At 65.9% G+C, this 15,020-nt stretch carries 14 protein-coding genes and 4 pseudogenes; 12 read left to right on the forward strand and 6 right to left on the reverse strand.

Going from position 1 to position 15,020, the window contains the following annotated elements; genetic code table 11:
• Positions 1 to 111 precede the first annotated feature (111 nt).
• Positions 112 to 502 (forward strand): annotated as a pseudogene (locus VJT49_RS35220) (transposase family protein); the annotation flags it as partial.
• A 206-nt stretch (positions 503 to 708) separates the two neighbouring features.
• Here VJT49_RS35220 and VJT49_RS35225 read toward each other — a convergent pair.
• A pseudogene (locus VJT49_RS35225) lies at positions 709 to 796 on the reverse strand (Tn3 family transposase); the annotation flags it as partial.
• Positions 797 to 876: 80 nt separating this feature from the next.
• Between VJT49_RS35225 and VJT49_RS13980 the strand changes: the two are divergent.
• Complete coding sequence (locus VJT49_RS13980) at positions 877 to 1,035, forward strand: hypothetical protein (protein WP_324165221.1); 159 nt, start codon at positions 877 to 879, stop codon at positions 1,033 to 1,035.
• Between the two features lie 43 nt (positions 1,036 to 1,078).
• Here VJT49_RS13980 and VJT49_RS13985 read toward each other — a convergent pair whose 3' ends face one another.
• A complete protein-coding gene (locus tag VJT49_RS13985) occupies positions 1,079 to 1,243 on the reverse strand; it encodes a hypothetical protein (RefSeq protein WP_324165222.1) in 165 nt (54 codons plus the stop codon).
• 6 nt (positions 1,244 to 1,249) lie between these two features.
• Between VJT49_RS13985 and VJT49_RS13990 the strand changes: the two genes are divergently transcribed.
• The 4 genes from VJT49_RS13990 to VJT49_RS14005 all read left to right on the forward strand — a co-directional run bounded on the left by VJT49_RS13990 (position 1,250) and on the right by VJT49_RS14005 (position 6,497).
• Positions 1,250 to 3,049 (forward strand): B12-binding domain-containing radical SAM protein, encoded by a 1,800-nt coding sequence (locus VJT49_RS13990; protein WP_324165223.1) that lies wholly within the window; start codon positions 1,250 to 1,252, stop codon positions 3,047 to 3,049.
• A 29-nt stretch (positions 3,050 to 3,078) separates the two neighbouring features.
• Positions 3,079 to 4,983, forward strand: a complete 1,905-nt coding sequence (locus tag VJT49_RS13995; protein ID WP_324165224.1) for a RiPP maturation radical SAM C-methyltransferase — start codon at positions 3,079 to 3,081, stop codon at positions 4,981 to 4,983.
• A 36-nt stretch (positions 4,984 to 5,019) separates the two neighbouring features.
• Positions 5,020 to 5,694 carry a DUF5825 family protein gene (locus tag VJT49_RS14000; RefSeq protein ID WP_324165225.1) on the forward strand — a complete coding sequence of 225 codons (675 nt, stop codon included), beginning with the start codon at positions 5,020 to 5,022 and terminating at the stop codon, positions 5,692 to 5,694.
• Between the two features lie 101 nt (positions 5,695 to 5,795).
• Positions 5,796 to 6,497 (forward strand): acyl-CoA dehydrogenase family protein, encoded by a 702-nt coding sequence (locus VJT49_RS14005; protein WP_324165226.1) that lies wholly within the window; start codon positions 5,796 to 5,798, stop codon positions 6,495 to 6,497.
• Here VJT49_RS14005 and VJT49_RS14010 read toward each other — a convergent pair.
• Positions 6,473 to 6,628 carry a hypothetical protein gene (locus VJT49_RS14010; RefSeq protein ID WP_324165227.1) on the reverse strand — a complete coding sequence of 52 codons (156 nt, stop codon included), beginning with the start codon at positions 6,626 to 6,628 and terminating at the stop codon, positions 6,473 to 6,475. The two genes, VJT49_RS14005 and VJT49_RS14010, sit on opposite strands and share 25 nt — an antisense overlap.
• 208 nt (positions 6,629 to 6,836) lie before the next feature.
• Between VJT49_RS14010 and VJT49_RS14015 the strand changes: the two are divergent.
• Together VJT49_RS14015 and ileS are read left to right on the forward strand one after the other, a co-directional pair.
• Positions 6,837 to 7,163, forward strand: a pseudogene (locus tag VJT49_RS14015) (IS30 family transposase); the annotation flags it as partial.
• 242 nt (positions 7,164 to 7,405) lie between these two features.
• Positions 7,406 to 10,582: an isoleucine--tRNA ligase gene (gene ileS / locus VJT49_RS14020; protein WP_324165228.1), complete on the forward strand. Its 3,177-nt coding sequence runs from the start codon at positions 7,406 to 7,408 to the stop codon at positions 10,580 to 10,582.
• Here the strand turns inward: ileS and VJT49_RS14025 are convergent.
• A complete protein-coding gene (locus tag VJT49_RS14025) occupies positions 10,557 to 10,868 on the reverse strand; it encodes a hypothetical protein (protein ID WP_324165229.1) in 312 nt (103 codons plus the stop codon). The genes ileS and VJT49_RS14025 overlap by 26 nt on opposite strands.
• Before the next feature lie 25 nt (positions 10,869 to 10,893).
• On the opposite strand from VJT49_RS14025, the gene VJT49_RS14030 reads away from it, so the two are divergent.
• A complete protein-coding gene (locus VJT49_RS14030; RefSeq protein WP_324165230.1) occupies positions 10,894 to 11,274 on the forward strand; it encodes a replication-relaxation family protein in 381 nt (126 codons plus the stop codon).
• A 168-nt stretch (positions 11,275 to 11,442) separates the two neighbouring features.
• Positions 11,443 to 11,761: pseudogene (locus tag VJT49_RS35230) on the forward strand (TOTE conflict system archaeo-eukaryotic primase domain-containing protein).
• Between the two features lie 27 nt (positions 11,762 to 11,788).
• Here VJT49_RS35230 and VJT49_RS14040 read toward each other — a convergent pair.
• Positions 11,789 to 11,968, reverse strand: coding sequence for a hypothetical protein (locus VJT49_RS14040; RefSeq protein WP_324165232.1), 180 nt, complete (start codon positions 11,966 to 11,968; stop codon positions 11,789 to 11,791).
• A gap of 363 nt (positions 11,969 to 12,331) precedes the next feature.
• Between VJT49_RS14040 and VJT49_RS14045 the strand changes: the two genes are divergently transcribed.
• Together VJT49_RS14045 and VJT49_RS14050 are read left to right on the forward strand one after the other, a co-directional pair.
• Positions 12,332 to 13,006 (forward strand): response regulator transcription factor, encoded by a 675-nt coding sequence (locus VJT49_RS14045; RefSeq protein ID WP_324165236.1) that lies wholly within the window; start codon positions 12,332 to 12,334, stop codon positions 13,004 to 13,006.
• A gap of 9 nt (positions 13,007 to 13,015) precedes the next feature.
• Positions 13,016 to 14,299 carry a HAMP domain-containing sensor histidine kinase gene (locus VJT49_RS14050; RefSeq protein ID WP_324165233.1) on the forward strand — a complete coding sequence of 428 codons (1,284 nt, stop codon included), beginning with the start codon at positions 13,016 to 13,018 and terminating at the stop codon, positions 14,297 to 14,299.
• A gap of 62 nt (positions 14,300 to 14,361) precedes the next feature.
• Here the strand turns inward: VJT49_RS14050 and VJT49_RS14055 are convergent, their stop codons facing one another.
• Positions 14,362 to 14,841, reverse strand: a complete 480-nt coding sequence (locus tag VJT49_RS14055) for a hypothetical protein (RefSeq protein ID WP_324165234.1) — start codon at positions 14,839 to 14,841, stop codon at positions 14,362 to 14,364.
• Positions 14,842 to 15,020: the final 179 nt, after the last annotated feature.

A 15,020-nucleotide genomic window follows, 5' to 3' on the forward strand; every position in this document is an offset into this window, starting at 1 on the left:
CGTGGAGAGCCCGGTGCGGTGAAAGTCGCACGCCGGGTTCGGCGAGCGGCCTGGGGAAACGAACCGGCGGCAACGCCGACACCGCGCCCCAGGCCGACTCAACAGCACCACAACCACGGCGGGAACATCCAGGTCATCACCGCTCCAGATGTCTGGCCCCTGTGAACCTCCGACGTGCGGCCCGGCCGCGAGCACGACACCACCGCACTGCGCGAGCACCCCGAGACCTGCCCGCCCTGGCTACCTGGACCGCCGACAACCCGCCCGCCCTGAGCGACCTGGGCTACGAAGGCGAATCCGACACCATCACCGTCGCGTTCAAGAAACCGAAGGGCGGCGAGCTCACCGAGCAACAGAAGCCCACAACAAGACCCATAACGGGAAGCGAGCCGTCGGCGAACGCGGAAACTCGTTACTGAAGACCACATTCAAGGCGCTACGCAACATCAGCCTCTGCCCCTGGAAGATCGGCACGATCGTCAAAGCCGCCCTCGTCATCCTCCAGCGTTGCTCGCAGCGGCAGGGACCGGCGACCCGACCGCGGACCCGGGCCCTCATCGAGCAATTGACGGCGCTCGCCGCCAGGATCACAACCCGGTCCCAGTAATCAGGTCAGCTGATCATGCCGTGACCTGGGCTGTGACAGGTTGGGATGGGACGGGCAAGCCGGGCGGCTCTCGAACTCTTCCAGTAGGTCGCACTCTTCGCGCCTTTTTCCTTGCCGAAGTACTTCGGGTTCGGGGCCAGCGTTGATGGAGTTGACCGGGACGACGAACCGCAGCCCGTCGGCGGAGGGCCTTGTCATGGGCACTCTGCCTTCGCTACAGTACATTGTTGAGTTTTCACCAACAACTGAAGGACACTGAGAGGAAGCTGATGAGCACAGCTGTGGGGCCAATCGAAACCGCGGAGCTCGAAGAGCAAGACGATCTCAGTGTGATCGAGTGCACCGAACTCAAGGTAGGCATGGGATACCACGCCTACTCGTACATCGAATTCGCCCGCCCGTCCGATCTCGACAGCGACGACCGCTAGTCGCACACCGCCGGAGCAGGGTAGGGCAGATTCTTGTGAAATGTCACATACCGAGCAGGACGGTGGACTCGCAGACGTTCTGATTGTCTTTCCACCCGATACCGAAGCTCTGTTCTTTCCCTATCTCAGCCTGCCCTATCTGACCGGCCATCTTCGGCGGTACGGTTACCGGGTCCAGCAGACCGATCTCAATCTTGCGCTGTTTCATGTTCTTATGGAATATGCGCGTGCCAATGCGCCCGATGAAGTTCCGCACGGGTCCGGTGAAATGTCGTTGCGGGACTGGTACCGAAACGACATGCAGGGCGTCTTCGCCGCCCATTCCGACGAGATCGCCGGGCATATCCTCCGCAAGGAGAAGGCTCCGGTGCTCGGGCCGGTCAGGGCCGTCCGGCTCGCCAAGCACATCGTGGGACTGCTGAAAGAGGGCTCATTCCTGACCAGGCTCTGGACTGGTCTCGACGACATCGATCAGGAGGTCCGCGCGGTACTGGACGCGCCCCTCCCGGACGCCACGGACCTGGCAGTCCGCAGCTACCACGAACTCGTCCGCGCGGCCGCCCTCAACTGCCGCCCGCGTGTCGTTGGTCTCTCCATCGCCTTCTTCAGCCAGATCGCCCCCGCTCTGCTGGCCGCCGCCTGGATGAGGCGGTACCTGCCCGGGGTACGGATCTGCCTCGGCGGTCAACAGGTGATGCTCCGCCACGATGCCCTGGTACGCATGAAATCGGTGCGCGGCTTGGCCGACGCGGTCTGCTGGGGCCCCGGAGAGGAACCGCTGGCACAGTGGCTGGCCGCGCTCGACGGACAGGCTCCGCTCGACGCCGTACCCGGCATGACGTGGCTGCCGTCCGACGCGCCGGTCCGCCAGAGTCCGGCGTCGTTCAGCTTGCGCTTCCACGACGTTGGCCCGCCGGACTTCGACGGCCTTCCGGTGCGTTCATACGTCAACGAGCGGGCCGAATTCGCACTCATCTCTTGTGTCGGCTGTTACTGGGGACGCTGCGTCTTCTGCTCTTACGGCAACCGCTCGCTGCCCCGGGGGGCCTATCAGCAGGGCACACCTCGGCAGATCGCGGATCACTTGGAGCACGTCGTACGGACCACCGGCACGGACTTCATCGCGATTGTCGACGAGAACACCAACCTGCGGTTGATCGTCCGCGCGATGCGCGAGGTCCGCCGACGAGGTCTGAAAGTCGCCTTCTCCACCAGGAACCGGCTCGAGAGCGTGCTGCTGGATCACGGCTTCTGCCAGGAGTTGGCGGAGCTCGGCTGCCGGTCCATGGCGATCGGCTACGAAGGCACCTCACAGCGTCTTCTGGACCGGATGGACCGAGGAGTGCGGGCTGAGGACTTCCAGCGGATCGTGGACAACGTCGCCGAGGCCGGGATCGACATCCGATTCTCGGTCATGGGTGGCATCTTCGACGAGACCGCCGATGAGTTCGAGTCCTCCCTGCGGTTCCTGCAGCGCAATGAGGCGCGGTTGGGAATCGACGTCATGCAGCTCATGGTGGTCGAGCCCGGCACCAGGCTGGACCAGGACCCGCATCACTACGGCTTGCGCGTCGACCGAGGCGCGCGGCTGTCCGGCAATCCCGAGTTCAACTACCTGGCGGGCAACGTCGGTTACCCGTACACGGTGCCGGGAGGAGCCTCCCGGGACGAGTCGCTCGGCCGCCTCGACCGTCTGCTGCATGAGGTGACGCCACGTACCAGCGCCCTGCCGCCGGCCCGGAAGCCGCCACTGCACGGTATGCCGCCGGCGAACCGGGTCAGGCTGCGGCCCTGGGCCCGCCTGGTTCCGCCGCGGCTCGCCCCCACCGCCGCCCCTGCGCAGTCGTTCGTCGTCGCCGACATGGTGTGGGAGCAGTTGTACGCGGTCCCGAAAGGGGACGTTGGCTGGGACGAGGCGGGAGCGCTCACCGCGACGTCTGCACGAGGGCGGGCAGTGCTGACCCGCTTGGTCGACGCGGAGCTCGCCGAACGCTGCGATCCGGAACAAGCCTGAATAGGCGTGAGAGCAAAACGGAGGAATTCATGCGCGTCGTCCTGGTGAACATGCCGTGGGCTTCCATCGCCTTCCCCTCGCTGGCCCTGGGGATACTCAAGCGCAGGGTGGCGGACGAGATACCCGGCGGCGAGGTCGAGGTCGTCAACGCGAACATCGAGTTCGTCGACTGGCTGACCGACCGTGCCGAGCTGGCCGCCGACGAGTACGAGGCGTGCGCTTCCGGCAACTTCTCCGCGTACAGCGAGTGGATCTTCTCTTCGGCGCTCTACGACGACCCTCACTACAAGGCAAGCGAGTTCTGCGACCGCATAGCCGGCCAGGTTTCCCCGTCCCTGGTTTCCATGGCCGACCGGCTCCACCGGGTCGCACCCGACTTCGTCCGGCAACTTGCGGAGCGGATCGCAGCGGCCAGCCCGGATGTGGTCGGGTTTACTACGATGTTCTCACAGAACACCGCCGCTCTGGCGGGGGCCAAGGCGGTAAAACGATTCCTCCCTGACGTGGCGACGGTGTTAGGTGGAGCGAACTGCGACGGCGAACAGGGGGCCGCGCTCCACCGGAACTTCGACTTCGTCGACTTCGTGGTCCGCGGCGAGGGGGAGATTGTCCTTCCGCAGCTGGTCAAGGGCCTGTGCGGCGGCGCCGACATCGCCGGGCTGCCCGGATTGTGCCGACGCCTGCCGGACGGGTCGAGCGTGGCCAACCCGATGGACGCCAAGCCGCTGCCGCCCGCCGTCCTCGTGCCGCCAGACTACGACGGCTACTACGAGCAGCACGCCGCCTCCCGGGCCGGAACGTGGGTCGAACCCAAGATAGTCGTGGAGAGCTCCCGGGGATGTTGGTGGGGCGCGAAACACCACTGCACGTTCTGCGGCCTCAACGGCTCGTTCATGGAGTACCGCAGCAAGCGCCCGGGCAGGTTCGTGGACGAGCTCCTGGCGCTGGTCGAGAAGCACCGGGTCCTGGACGTCATCGTGAGCGACAACATCCTCGACATGGGCTATTTGACCTCCGCCCTACCGAAGATCCAGGAGGCTGGGTACGACCTGCGGATCAGCTATGAGATCAAGGCGAACCTGCGCCTGGACCAGCTGCGGACCCTGCGGAACGCCGGGATCACCTATGTCCAGCCCGGCATCGAAAATCTCAACAGCCACGTCCTGCACCTGATGGACAAGGGAGTGAGCGGCTGCCAGAACGTCCGTCTGCTGCGGGACGCCGAGACGCTCGGCCTCAACGTCGCCTGGAACTACCTGTATGGATTCCCCGGTGAGACGAACGAGGACTACACGTCGATCCTGGACCAGATGCCGACGCTCTACCACCTCACGCCGGCACACGGCGCGACTCGACTGCTCGTCGAGCGGTTCAGCCCGTACTTCAACCGGCCCGAGCTCGGGTTCCGCGATGTCCGTCCTGGCGAGTACTACTCGCTCATCTACGACCTTCCCGAGCGCGAACTACACGACTTGGTCTACCTGTTCGATTCTGCGCCCCAAGGCATCGATGAGGCCGTCGTCGCGCGCTTGGAGCGCGCCGTCGACGAGTGGAAGCTCACTTATCCCGGGTGTCGGCTCAGCTGCTACGACCTCGACGAGGGGATTGTACTTGTGAACAGCCGTCCCGCGTTCGAGTGGCGAGTCCTGCACATTGACGATCCGGCTGAGACCGCCGTCTTCCGGCTGCTGGATCAGCCGCACACCGTGCCCGCCCTGGTCCGAAAGCTGACGGCGGCGGGCTTTCAAGCGGATGCCGCGTGGGCCGGTGAGCTGCTGCGCCGGTGGCGGGAGCTGGGACTGGTCTTCCACGACGCGGACTCCTGGGTCCACGTGGCACCGACCGCTGCCAGCACCGACCTGTTGCGACTCGCCGACCGCGAGATCGTGGCACAGCGTGAGCAGTCCCCGGCGCTCGTGCCTGCGCTGGCCTAACCGAATCCACACTTGCCACCTATTCCGGGAGTTTTCATGACAGTTGATCAGGTACTGGACCCGATGCCGCGCAGTCCTGTTCGGCTGGCACTCTGGCGGGACCGTGATCCGGAGGCCAGAGCACTGCCCGGGATGTACCTGGGGAAGGCCGAGGCCGACATCGGCACCGACCCGGTCGCCATGGCCGCTTCCCTGGTTGCGCGAGGAGTGCGCTGCGTAGGCCTGACCGACCCGGTAGAGCTGGGCGACGGTCGTCCGGAGCGGGCGCTGCTGGGTCTTGCCCTGGTACGCGAGCTCACCAGCTTCGGGACCGCGGTCGACTGGGAGATCACGCTGGGCGCGGACCGGAGCGGCACCACCGACTGGCGTCTTCTCACTCACCTCTATCCGCCACGGGCAACAGATGTCAGCGATGAAGCCGTCCGGGAATGGCGGAACTTTTACCACATCACCCGGTGCGGATACCGGCACGGACCGCGGTTCCTCGAGGTCCGTGACTACCGCCTGGGAACCTATCGGCGGCTCGTGATCCGCAATCGCAACTATCGGAGGTTTCTCGACCCTCTGCTGAGAGGGACCAACCTCTCATCGATCCCTGCTGCCGAGGCCGATGCCTACCTCCGGCAGGGGCTGGTGATCCGCGATGACGAGCTGGTGCTCTGGCTGCCCTACCGGATCAGGCAGTGGCCGCTCAGCCACATCATGTCCTGACGACCGGGCTGAGGTAGGTGGCCTGGCCGCACTCGTCATCGGGCGCGAAAATCGAGGGTTTGTGGGTTAGGTTTCCGCAAGCCCGAGTCAAGGAGAACACCATGCCCACCGCGCACGACTTTCTGTCCGTCGACGCCGTGCTGTCCGATGAAGAGCGGGACATCCGCGACACCGTCCGGGCGTTCGTCCGTGACCGGGTGGTGCCCGAGGTGGGCGATTGGTTCGAGGAGGGACGGTTGCCCCGTGAGCTCGTCCGCGAGCTGGGCAAGCTCGGGGTGCTGGGCATGCATTTGGAGGGCTACGGCTGCGCGGGAACCAGCGCCACCGCCTATGGCCTGGCCTGCCTGGAGCTCGAGGCGGGGGACAGCGGGATTCGCAGCCTGGTGTCGGTGCAGGGGTCGCTGGCGATGTTCGCGATCCACCGGTGGGAGTCGGAGGAACAGAAGCAGGAGTGGCTGCCGCGCATGGCGGTCGGCGAGGCCGTCGGGTGTTTCGGGCTGACCGAGCCGGATTCGGGGTCGGACCCCGGCTCGATGCGGACCTACGCCCGCCGCGACGGCGACGACTGGGTCCTGCGCAGCCAGAAGATGTGGATCACCAACGGCTCCCTGGCCGACGTCGCCGTCGTGTGGGCGCGCACCGAGGAGGGGGTGCGTGGGTTCGTGGTGCGCCCGCTCGACATCCGTACCGGTGACGACGTCCACGTTCGCGCTCATGATCGTGAGCGTCGTCGATTCGGGCGCACTGGCGTTGCCATACAGGCAAACACCCGATCGGATTACACGTGCAGGCCAGCCCGGTAGGCCATGCCGCGCAACTCGCGCCCAACGGCGTCGCGCTTGGCCTTGGCCAGAAGTTCGGCGAGGATCGACCGCATGAACGGGTGTCGGTGAATCCGCGCGGGAGAGATCTGCTCGGCCCGCCGCAGCATCATCACCGCGTTGTCGCGTTGTTTCGGTAGCCGCGCCAGCGCCCGCCCGTATTCCCGGTAATACGCCGACTTTCGCGAGGATTATTCAAAATCGTTGTAGTAATTTTTCGACTTTCGTGGTTATGCGGCGGCTTGTGCCCAGGCGTGTTGGACTTCCATGATTTCTTGGGTTGTTGCTGGTCGGGGGTGGTGCAGGGCGCTCCTGGCCAGGAAAATGCAGACCCTGCCGGAATTCATGCGGAACAGCGTGACCTGGGACCAAGGGAAAGAAATGGCCCGGCACGCGGACTTCACGATTCGGACGGGGATGCCGGTCTATTTCTCTGACCCCCACTCGCCGTTGCAGCGCGGTAGCAACGAGAATACCAACGGGCTACTCCGCCAGTATTTTCCGAAAGGCACAGACTTGTCCTTGCACACTCAGGCGGAACTTGATAAGGTGGCGGCACAGTTGAATGGCAGGCCGCGCGAGACGCTGAACTGGCGTAAGCCAATCGAAGTTTTCAGCGATCTGCTGGCGACCCATGTGTCGCCATGATCATTTGATTCCGCCAAGATTCACGCTATCAGGTGACCATTGGTCCCCCAATCGTGCTTTCGTGGGTGATCCCGCCTGACTACGTGACCTTTTGTGGCGGAGATTGCTCCAAGGGAGTGCCGGTGAACCGGTTGTCTCGGACGTTGAACGCGGGCTGGCTGACGCCGATCCGAGCCTCAACCGGCAGGTCGATACTCTTGAACGTGCCGTAACTGCCCATGGCTCGGCATGAAGGAGTCCTGTTGTCTGATCAGTCCCCCTACACACCTCTGGCTGCTCGGGTCGAGCTGTCCGCCGTTGACCACGAGGTCTTGGGGTTTTGGCGCGAACAGGACATCTTCGCCCGGAGTGTGGACCGGACCATGGGCGGTCCGGAGTGGGTGTTCTTCGAGGGACCGCCAACCGCGAACGGTAAACCAGGCACGCACCATGTCGAGGCCCGGGTGTTCAAGGACATCTTCCCCCGGTTCAAGACCATGAAAGGGTTCCACGTCGGCCGCCGCGCCGGATGGGACTGTCACGGCCTGCCCGTCGAGATCGCGGTGGAGAAGGAACTCGGCCTGTCCGGCAAGCAGGACATCGAGAAGGTCGGTATCGAGGAGTTCAACGCCCGATGCCGAGAGTCTGTGCAGCGCTACATCGGCGAGTTCGAAGAGTTGACCGAGCGCGTCGGTTACTGGGTTGACTTGGCTCATCCGTACTGGACGATGACTCCTGAGTATGTCGACAGCGTGTGGTGGGCACTTAAACAGATCAACGACAACGGACTTCTTGTCCAGGATCACCGGGTCGCGCCGTACTGCCCACGCTGCGGCACCGGCCTGTCCGACCACGAGGTCGCGCAGGGCTACGAACTTGTCGTCGACCCCTCGGTGTTCGTGCAACTGCCCGTCATCGGCGAACTCGACGGGCTGGCCGGGGTGGAACTCCTGATCTGGACGACCACGCCGTGGACTCTGGTGTCCAACACTGCTGTCGCCGTGCATCCTGATGTCACCTACGTCGTCGCGCGCACCCCCCGAGGCACGTTCGTTGTCGCGGAGCCGCTACTGGGCACGGTGCTCGGCGAGGACGCCGAAGTACTCGCGTCGATGGCAGGCCGCAGCCTCGAAGGTGTGCGCTACCGGCGCCCGTTTGATCTGGTCGACATCCCGAACGCCCACTTCGTCATCACCGCTGACTACGTGACGACTCAAGACGGCACCGGGCTCGTGCACCAGGCCCCCGCCTTCGGCGCGGACGACCTGGCCGCGTGCCGTCGGCACAACCTGCCGGTCGTCAACCCTGTCGGCCCGGACGGGCACTTCCTTGCCGACGTGGGCCTGGTCGGCGGCACCTTCTTCAAGGACGCGGACCCCATCCTGGTCGCCGACCTCGAACAGCGGGGCCTGTTGTTCAGGTCGCTGAGCTACGAGCACGAATATCCGCATTGCTGGCGCTGCCACACCCCGTTGATGTATTACGCCCAGTTGTCCTGGTACATCCGCACCACGGCCAAGCGGGCCGAGTTGCAGCGGGAGAACGAGCGCACCAACTGGTACCCCGAGACCATCAAGCACAGCCGGTTCGGCGACTGGCTCGAAAACAACGTCGACTGGGCACTATCGCGCAACCGCTACTGGGGAACACCGCTGCCCGTCTGGCGTTGCGCGGACGGGCACCTCACCTGCGTCGGCTCGCGCGCGGAACTCGGGCAGCTCGCCAAGAAGGACCTCTCCAGCCTCGACCCGCACCGTCCCTACATTGACGAGGTGACCTTTGACTGCCCGACCTGCGGGGCGCAAGCCACCAGGGTGAGCGAGGTCATTGACGCGTGGTTCGACTCCGGTTCGATGCCGTTCGCCGGCGTCGGTTACCCCTACGTTGAGGGCAGCGTCGAGAAGTTCGAGAAGAGCTACCCGGCCCAGTTCATCTGTGAGGCCATCGACCAGACTCGCGGCTGGTTCTACACCCTCATGGCCATCGGCACGCTGGTGTTCGACCGCTCGTCCTACGAGAATGTGGTCTGCCTCGGGCACATCGTCGCCGAGGATGGCCGCAAGATGAGCAAGCACCTCGGCAACGTCATCGAGCCGATCCCGTTCATGGAAAAGCACGGGGCCGATGCTCTGCGCTGGTTCATGCTGTGCTCCGGCTCGCCGTGGTCGGCACGCCGTGTCGGTGACACCCCGCTGGAAGAGATCGTTCGCAAGGTCCTGCTCACCTACTGGAACACGGTTTCGTTCTTCACCCTCTACGCCAGCACCAGTTCCTGGACACCGGGCACCCCCGCGCAGCCTCGCGCCGAGCGGCCTGTGCTCGACCGGTGGGTCCTCGCTGAACTCGACTACGTCGTGGCCAGTGTCGACACGGCACTGGAGAACTTCGACACGGCCGGCTCCGGCCGTGTACTTGCCCAGTTCATCGACGACCTGTCGAACTGGTATGTGCGGCGCTGCCGCGCCCGTTTCTGGAACGGCGACCCCGATGCGCTGGCCACCCTGCACGAATGCCTGCACGTGCTGACCCGTCTGCTCGCCCCGTTCATCCCGTTCATCACCGAACAGGTCTGGCAGCACGCCATCAAGCCTGGTGACACATCGGCAGCGGACTCGGTACACCTGTCCACCTGGCCCGCACCCGATCCAGGCCGCTCGGACGACCAGTTGCGCGCAGACATGAAGATCACCCGGCAGTTGGTCGAAGTCGGCCGAGCGGTCCGTAAGAGCACCAATATCCGCGTGCGTCAACCGCTGCAACGCGCGCTGATCGGCACCCCTGGTGGCCGCGTGCTGCCCGCGGAACTGCTCGCGGAAATCGCCGATGAGCTCAACGTTCGCGAGGTCACACCGCTCGCCCAAGCCGGCGAAGTCGTCGACATCCGCGTCAAGCCCAACTTCCGGGCACTCGGAAAGCGATTCGGATCCCGCACCCAGCAGGTCGCGAAAGCCATCACGGCCGCCGATCACGCCGACCTTGCCCGCACACTGAAGGACGACGGGCAGGCGACCGTCAGCGTGGAGGGAGAGGACCTCACCGTTACCACCGACGAGGTGACCGTGACCGAGGTTCCCCGCAGCGGATGGGCGGTCACCAGCCAGCAGGATGTGACGCTCGCGTTGGACACCACGATCACGCCTGAGCTGCGCAAGGCTGGCCTCGCGCGCGAGGTCATTCGACTTGTTCAGACCGCCAGGAAGGACGCCGACTTCGAGGTCACCGACCGGATCGCGCTGTCCTGGGCGGCCGATGGCGAGACTGCCGACGCGCTCCGCGAATACGAACGCGAACTCGCTGACGCTGTGCTCGCGATCGACATCGCCGAACACCCCTTCACGGACATTCCCGCCGAGGCCAGCGACTCCGACACCGGCGTGCTCGGGGACGACGAACTAGGCGTGCGCTTCTGGCTGGTCAAAGCAACCGCCCGCAATACATGACCGTTTCGTAGGGCACCTGCACCAGCCCGTCCCGCTGATGGGCACGGTGCAGGTGCCGCATGCGATGCTCGATCTCCTGCCAAGCCGGATCGTCACGAGGCGGGGCATGCGACGACGAGGCAGCGAGCCCGACCAGATGCGCTTCGCTGCAGAGCAAAGGATTAGCGAACGAGTAGCGCCCGAAGCTTGCGGCTTTGAAGAAATCAGGTACGACGACTTCTTCAATTTCGTCTCGCCCTCCCGCGGGCGGCGGCCCGAGCACATCCCGCCAAAGGGCGTCGAACACACTGGCAAATGCGGACTCACCAGTCGTGCGGAAGTTCCATAGCGCGGCGGTCCAGCCCGGTGCACAGAGGATACGCCGGAACCAGATCGCGGCGATCGAGTTCGCCTCGGTGCGGCGGGCGCAGGACCGGTTGCGGCGGCTGCGCGAACTGGGGGTGGTGTTCGCGTTCCGGGAGTCCTACGTGGACGGCGGGACAAGTCAGACGCGGTTCGCGCTGGGTTACCTCGGTAAGCGGCTGATCGCCGCGCGGCGTGCGGAGAAGCCGCCCGCGCCGAAGGCGTACGCCGAGAGCCTGGAACGGATCGCGCAGTGGCCCAAGCTGGAGCACCAGCTTGGCGTGAACGACTTCTTTTGCGGGCTGGCCGGACACCGCAATCCCGCCGTCACCGCGGCACGGCGCTGGTGAGACGGGTCGGTTGACGCAGCGGTGGTCGGAGAAGCGGTGCAGCGAGTTTTCTAGCAGGGCAGCGGGGACTCGAACCCCTGACCCCCTCACTGCCAGCCGCCAGGTCCTACCCAGACCGGCTTCGTCGAGACCCGGCCGGGCGTGGTGGACCGGGGGTCCGTACCGGACGTGAAAGTCGCGTTCTTCGAAGTATTGTTCGCCTCTCGCCAGGCCATCTACGCGACTCGTTGGGAGAACTCCCGCACAGGTCGGGCAGGCTGGTTGCCCGCAGTGCGCGGCGGCTGGCGCAAAGGCGTGCGCCACGAGAATCGCAACTACCCTGCCGTTGACCGGGGAGGTCCTGCGCGCCCACCTGTCCGGCCAGACGCACCTCGGGCTGTATCCGCTGCTGGACGGCGACCTGTGTTGCTGGCTCGCGGCCGATTTCGACGGGCAAGCTGCCATGCTGGACGCCCTGGCCTATGCGAAGGCCGCCCGAGCCTGGTAGGTACCGGCCGCCTTGGAGGTTTCGCGGTCAGGCGTCGGCGCGCACGTGTGGGTGTTCTTCGCCGCGCCCGTCCCTGGCGTCGCTGGTGCCCGGCGCCGACTGGGTGAAGCCGAGCGTGGCGGCCGCCGTCAGGACGACGCCAGCCAGCACGACCGGCCGCGGGCCGATCCGGTCGGTCAGCTTGCCGACCTGTCCCCGGGCGAGCATGCCCTCAAGATCAGCAGGCCCCCGGCAACCCTGACCAGCCACGACCACCAAAGCGCGGCTGCCCTACCAGCAGTGCCAAGCCGTTCCGGCTTTGTCAGCGCTGCTTCCTGCCCTTCCTGGCGTCTCCCAGGTCGGAACCACTGCGCCCAGCTCCTACCGGGCTGCTGCGACACCCCGGCGGGAAGAACTTCCATCTCCCTCGGTTCACGCCGCTTCACGGCGCGAACAACATCGCTGAGACTCACATCACCTGACAGAACCCTATTGGATTAGGATGAAACCCTGGCGAAACCCCCGGTCGAGAGACTGGACAGCACGCCTTTGCGGCGAGTGGTGCGCTGGAAACTGGAGGGGGACAAGGCCGTGCGGGTGCTGGTCGTCGAAGACGACGAGGAGATGGCGCACGCCATCGGCGTCGGCCTACGCCGCGCGAAGATGGCTGTGGACGTTGCGTTCGACGGGGCGAGTGGCCTGGAACGCGCGCTGGTCAACGACTACAACGTCATCGTGCTCGACCGGGACCTGCCCGGGATGCACGGGGACAAGGTGTGCACCGAGCTGCTGGCCGCCGGGTGCCAGAGCCGAGTCCTGCTGCTGACCGCGGCCTCATCCACCGAGGACCTGGTGAACGGCCTGGCACTGGGCGCGGACGACTACCTGGCCAAACCCTTCGACTTTCCCGTGCTGGTCGCCCGGATCAGCGCGCTCGCGCGGCGGTCGCAGCCCGCGCACCCACCCCTGCTCCGGCACGGTGACCTGGTCCTGGATGCCGCCCGACGCGTGGCCCACCGGGCAGATCGGCGCCTCCCGCTGGCGCACAAGGAGTTTGGCGTGCTGGAAATGCTCCTCGCCGCGCGCGGACGGATCGTGTCCGCCGAGGAACTGCTCGAGCACGTGTGGGACGAGCAAGCGGATCCGTTCACCAACGCGGTCAAGATCACGATCAGCCGGCTGCGGACCAAGCTCGGCGAGCCGGCCGTCATCCAGACCGTCGCCAAGTCCGGTTACCGCATCGGAGAAGCCACCGCTACCCCCTGAGGAATCACCATGAGGTCGATCCGCCTGTTCGCCGACCGGGTGTGGGCCAAGCGGCGCACGGTGCGGATGCGTCTCACCCTGGTCTACGGCGGTCTGTTCCTACTCTCCGCGTCGGCGCTGCTCGCGCTGACCTACGTACTGGTCAGCAACGCCACCCAGGGCGCGGTCTCCTTCCGGAACGACGCCGGCATCAGCGGCAGCATCGACGAGCTGCCCACCCCGCTGGCGTCCGGCCAGGCCGCCGGCGACCAGCCGCAGCTCACCCCGTCACAGGTCGACCAGCAGGTGCAGGTCCTGCGCGACCGCGCGATCAGGCAACGCTCGGACAACCTGCACCAACTGGTGGTCCAGGCGGGCTTCGCGCTGGCGATCATGGTGGCGGTGTCCATCGTCCTCGGCTGGCTCATCGCCGGGCGGATCCTCCGCCGCCTGCGCACCATCACGCTGACCGCGCGGCGGATCTCGGCGACCGATCTCCACCGTCGCCTCGACCTCCCGGGGCCGGACGACGAACTGCGCCAGCTCGGCGACACCATCGACGAACTGCTGAGCCGGCTGGAGGCGTCCTTCCAGGCACAGCGCCAGTTCGTCGCCAACGCCTCCCACGAGATGCGCACCCCGCTGGCGAGACAGCGCGTGCTCGGGCAAGTGGCGCTGGACGATCCGGACGCGACCGTGGAAAGCCTGCGCACGGCCCACCGGCGGGTGCTCGCGGCCGGCGAGCGGCAGGACCGGCTCATCACCGCGCTGCTCACGCTCGCCAAGGGGCAGAGCGGCATCGAGGCCCACGAACCGTTCGACCTGGAGACGTTGGTCGAGGAGGCGCTGAGCACCAGGCTGCCGGAAGCCGCGACGAGAGGCCTATCGCTGCGGACCCGCCTCTCCCCCGCGGCGACCTCCGGAGACCCCCAACTCGCGGAAAGGCTCGTCACCAATCTCGTCGACAACGCCTTGCGCCACAACGTCGCGGGCGGAACGGTGGACATCGGCACCGATGTCGTGAACGGCAGACCCGAACTGTCGGTGAGCAACACCGGCCCGGAAGTGGCCCCCGGCGAAATCGAGCGGCTCTTCCAGCCGTTCCAGCGGCGGGAATCGGACCGCACCGCCAAAACCGAGGGCCTCGGTCTCGGCCTGTCCATCGTCCACGCGATCGTCGAGGCGCACGACGCGACCATCGACGCGCGCCCGCGACCCGGTGGCGGGCTGTCGATCCGGGTCGTCTTTCCCGTGTACGCCGGTGAAACACGGAGTGAACGGACTCCTGCTTCCGCACCGGCCGGCGATGCGTGAACCCCCGAGCGCGGGAGTCTCGAGGGTCCACGCGGCGCAGCACGGTCAGCGGCCGTGCACGATCAAGGGCGACCCGGCTTTTCGATCTTCGGCGCTCCACCGGCCGCGTCCTCGAGGAAGTGCTTGCACTTGTCGTCCGCGGCCTTGAAGACCGGTCCGGTGGGGTCGACACCCAGGGTGTCGCCGTTGACGTCGATACCGCCCTCGGCATTCGGGTCCGGGAACTTCGGTACCCCGTTCGCCCGCATGCACTTGGCGTAGTTGATCTGGGCCTCACCGGAGACGGCGGGCGCGGGCGACGCGTTTCCGTTGTCGGGCAGCATTTTCTTGCATTTCGCGTCCGCCGCCTTGAATGTCGCGGAATTGGGATCGAACTTCTGGTTGCTGCCGAGATCTATTTTTCCCTGGGCGTTGGGATCGGGGAAGTCGGCCACGCCTTCGGTGCGCATGCATTTGCTGTAGGCCAGCATTCCGCTGCCCCCCGCCGCCGAGCTGGTTCCGGGTGTGCCGCCCCCGGCCGCGCCCGTGTTACACGCGCCCACCAGCAATACCACGGCGGCCGCACCGGTCAATGACCAGACTCGCCGTCGGTGCCGGCTACGTCCCCCCGAAAGAACGTGACCATGGATTAGTGGCATTATCCCACTCCATATCTTCGTTTCGATTTTCCCGACCAACAGCGTCAGACTGTTGCGTCATTCGGCCATGGTCTCGGCTCAAA

The organism is Amycolatopsis sp., from assembly GCF_035276945.1.
Taxonomy (GTDB): Bacteria; Actinomycetota; Actinomycetes; order Mycobacteriales; family Pseudonocardiaceae; genus Amycolatopsis_E.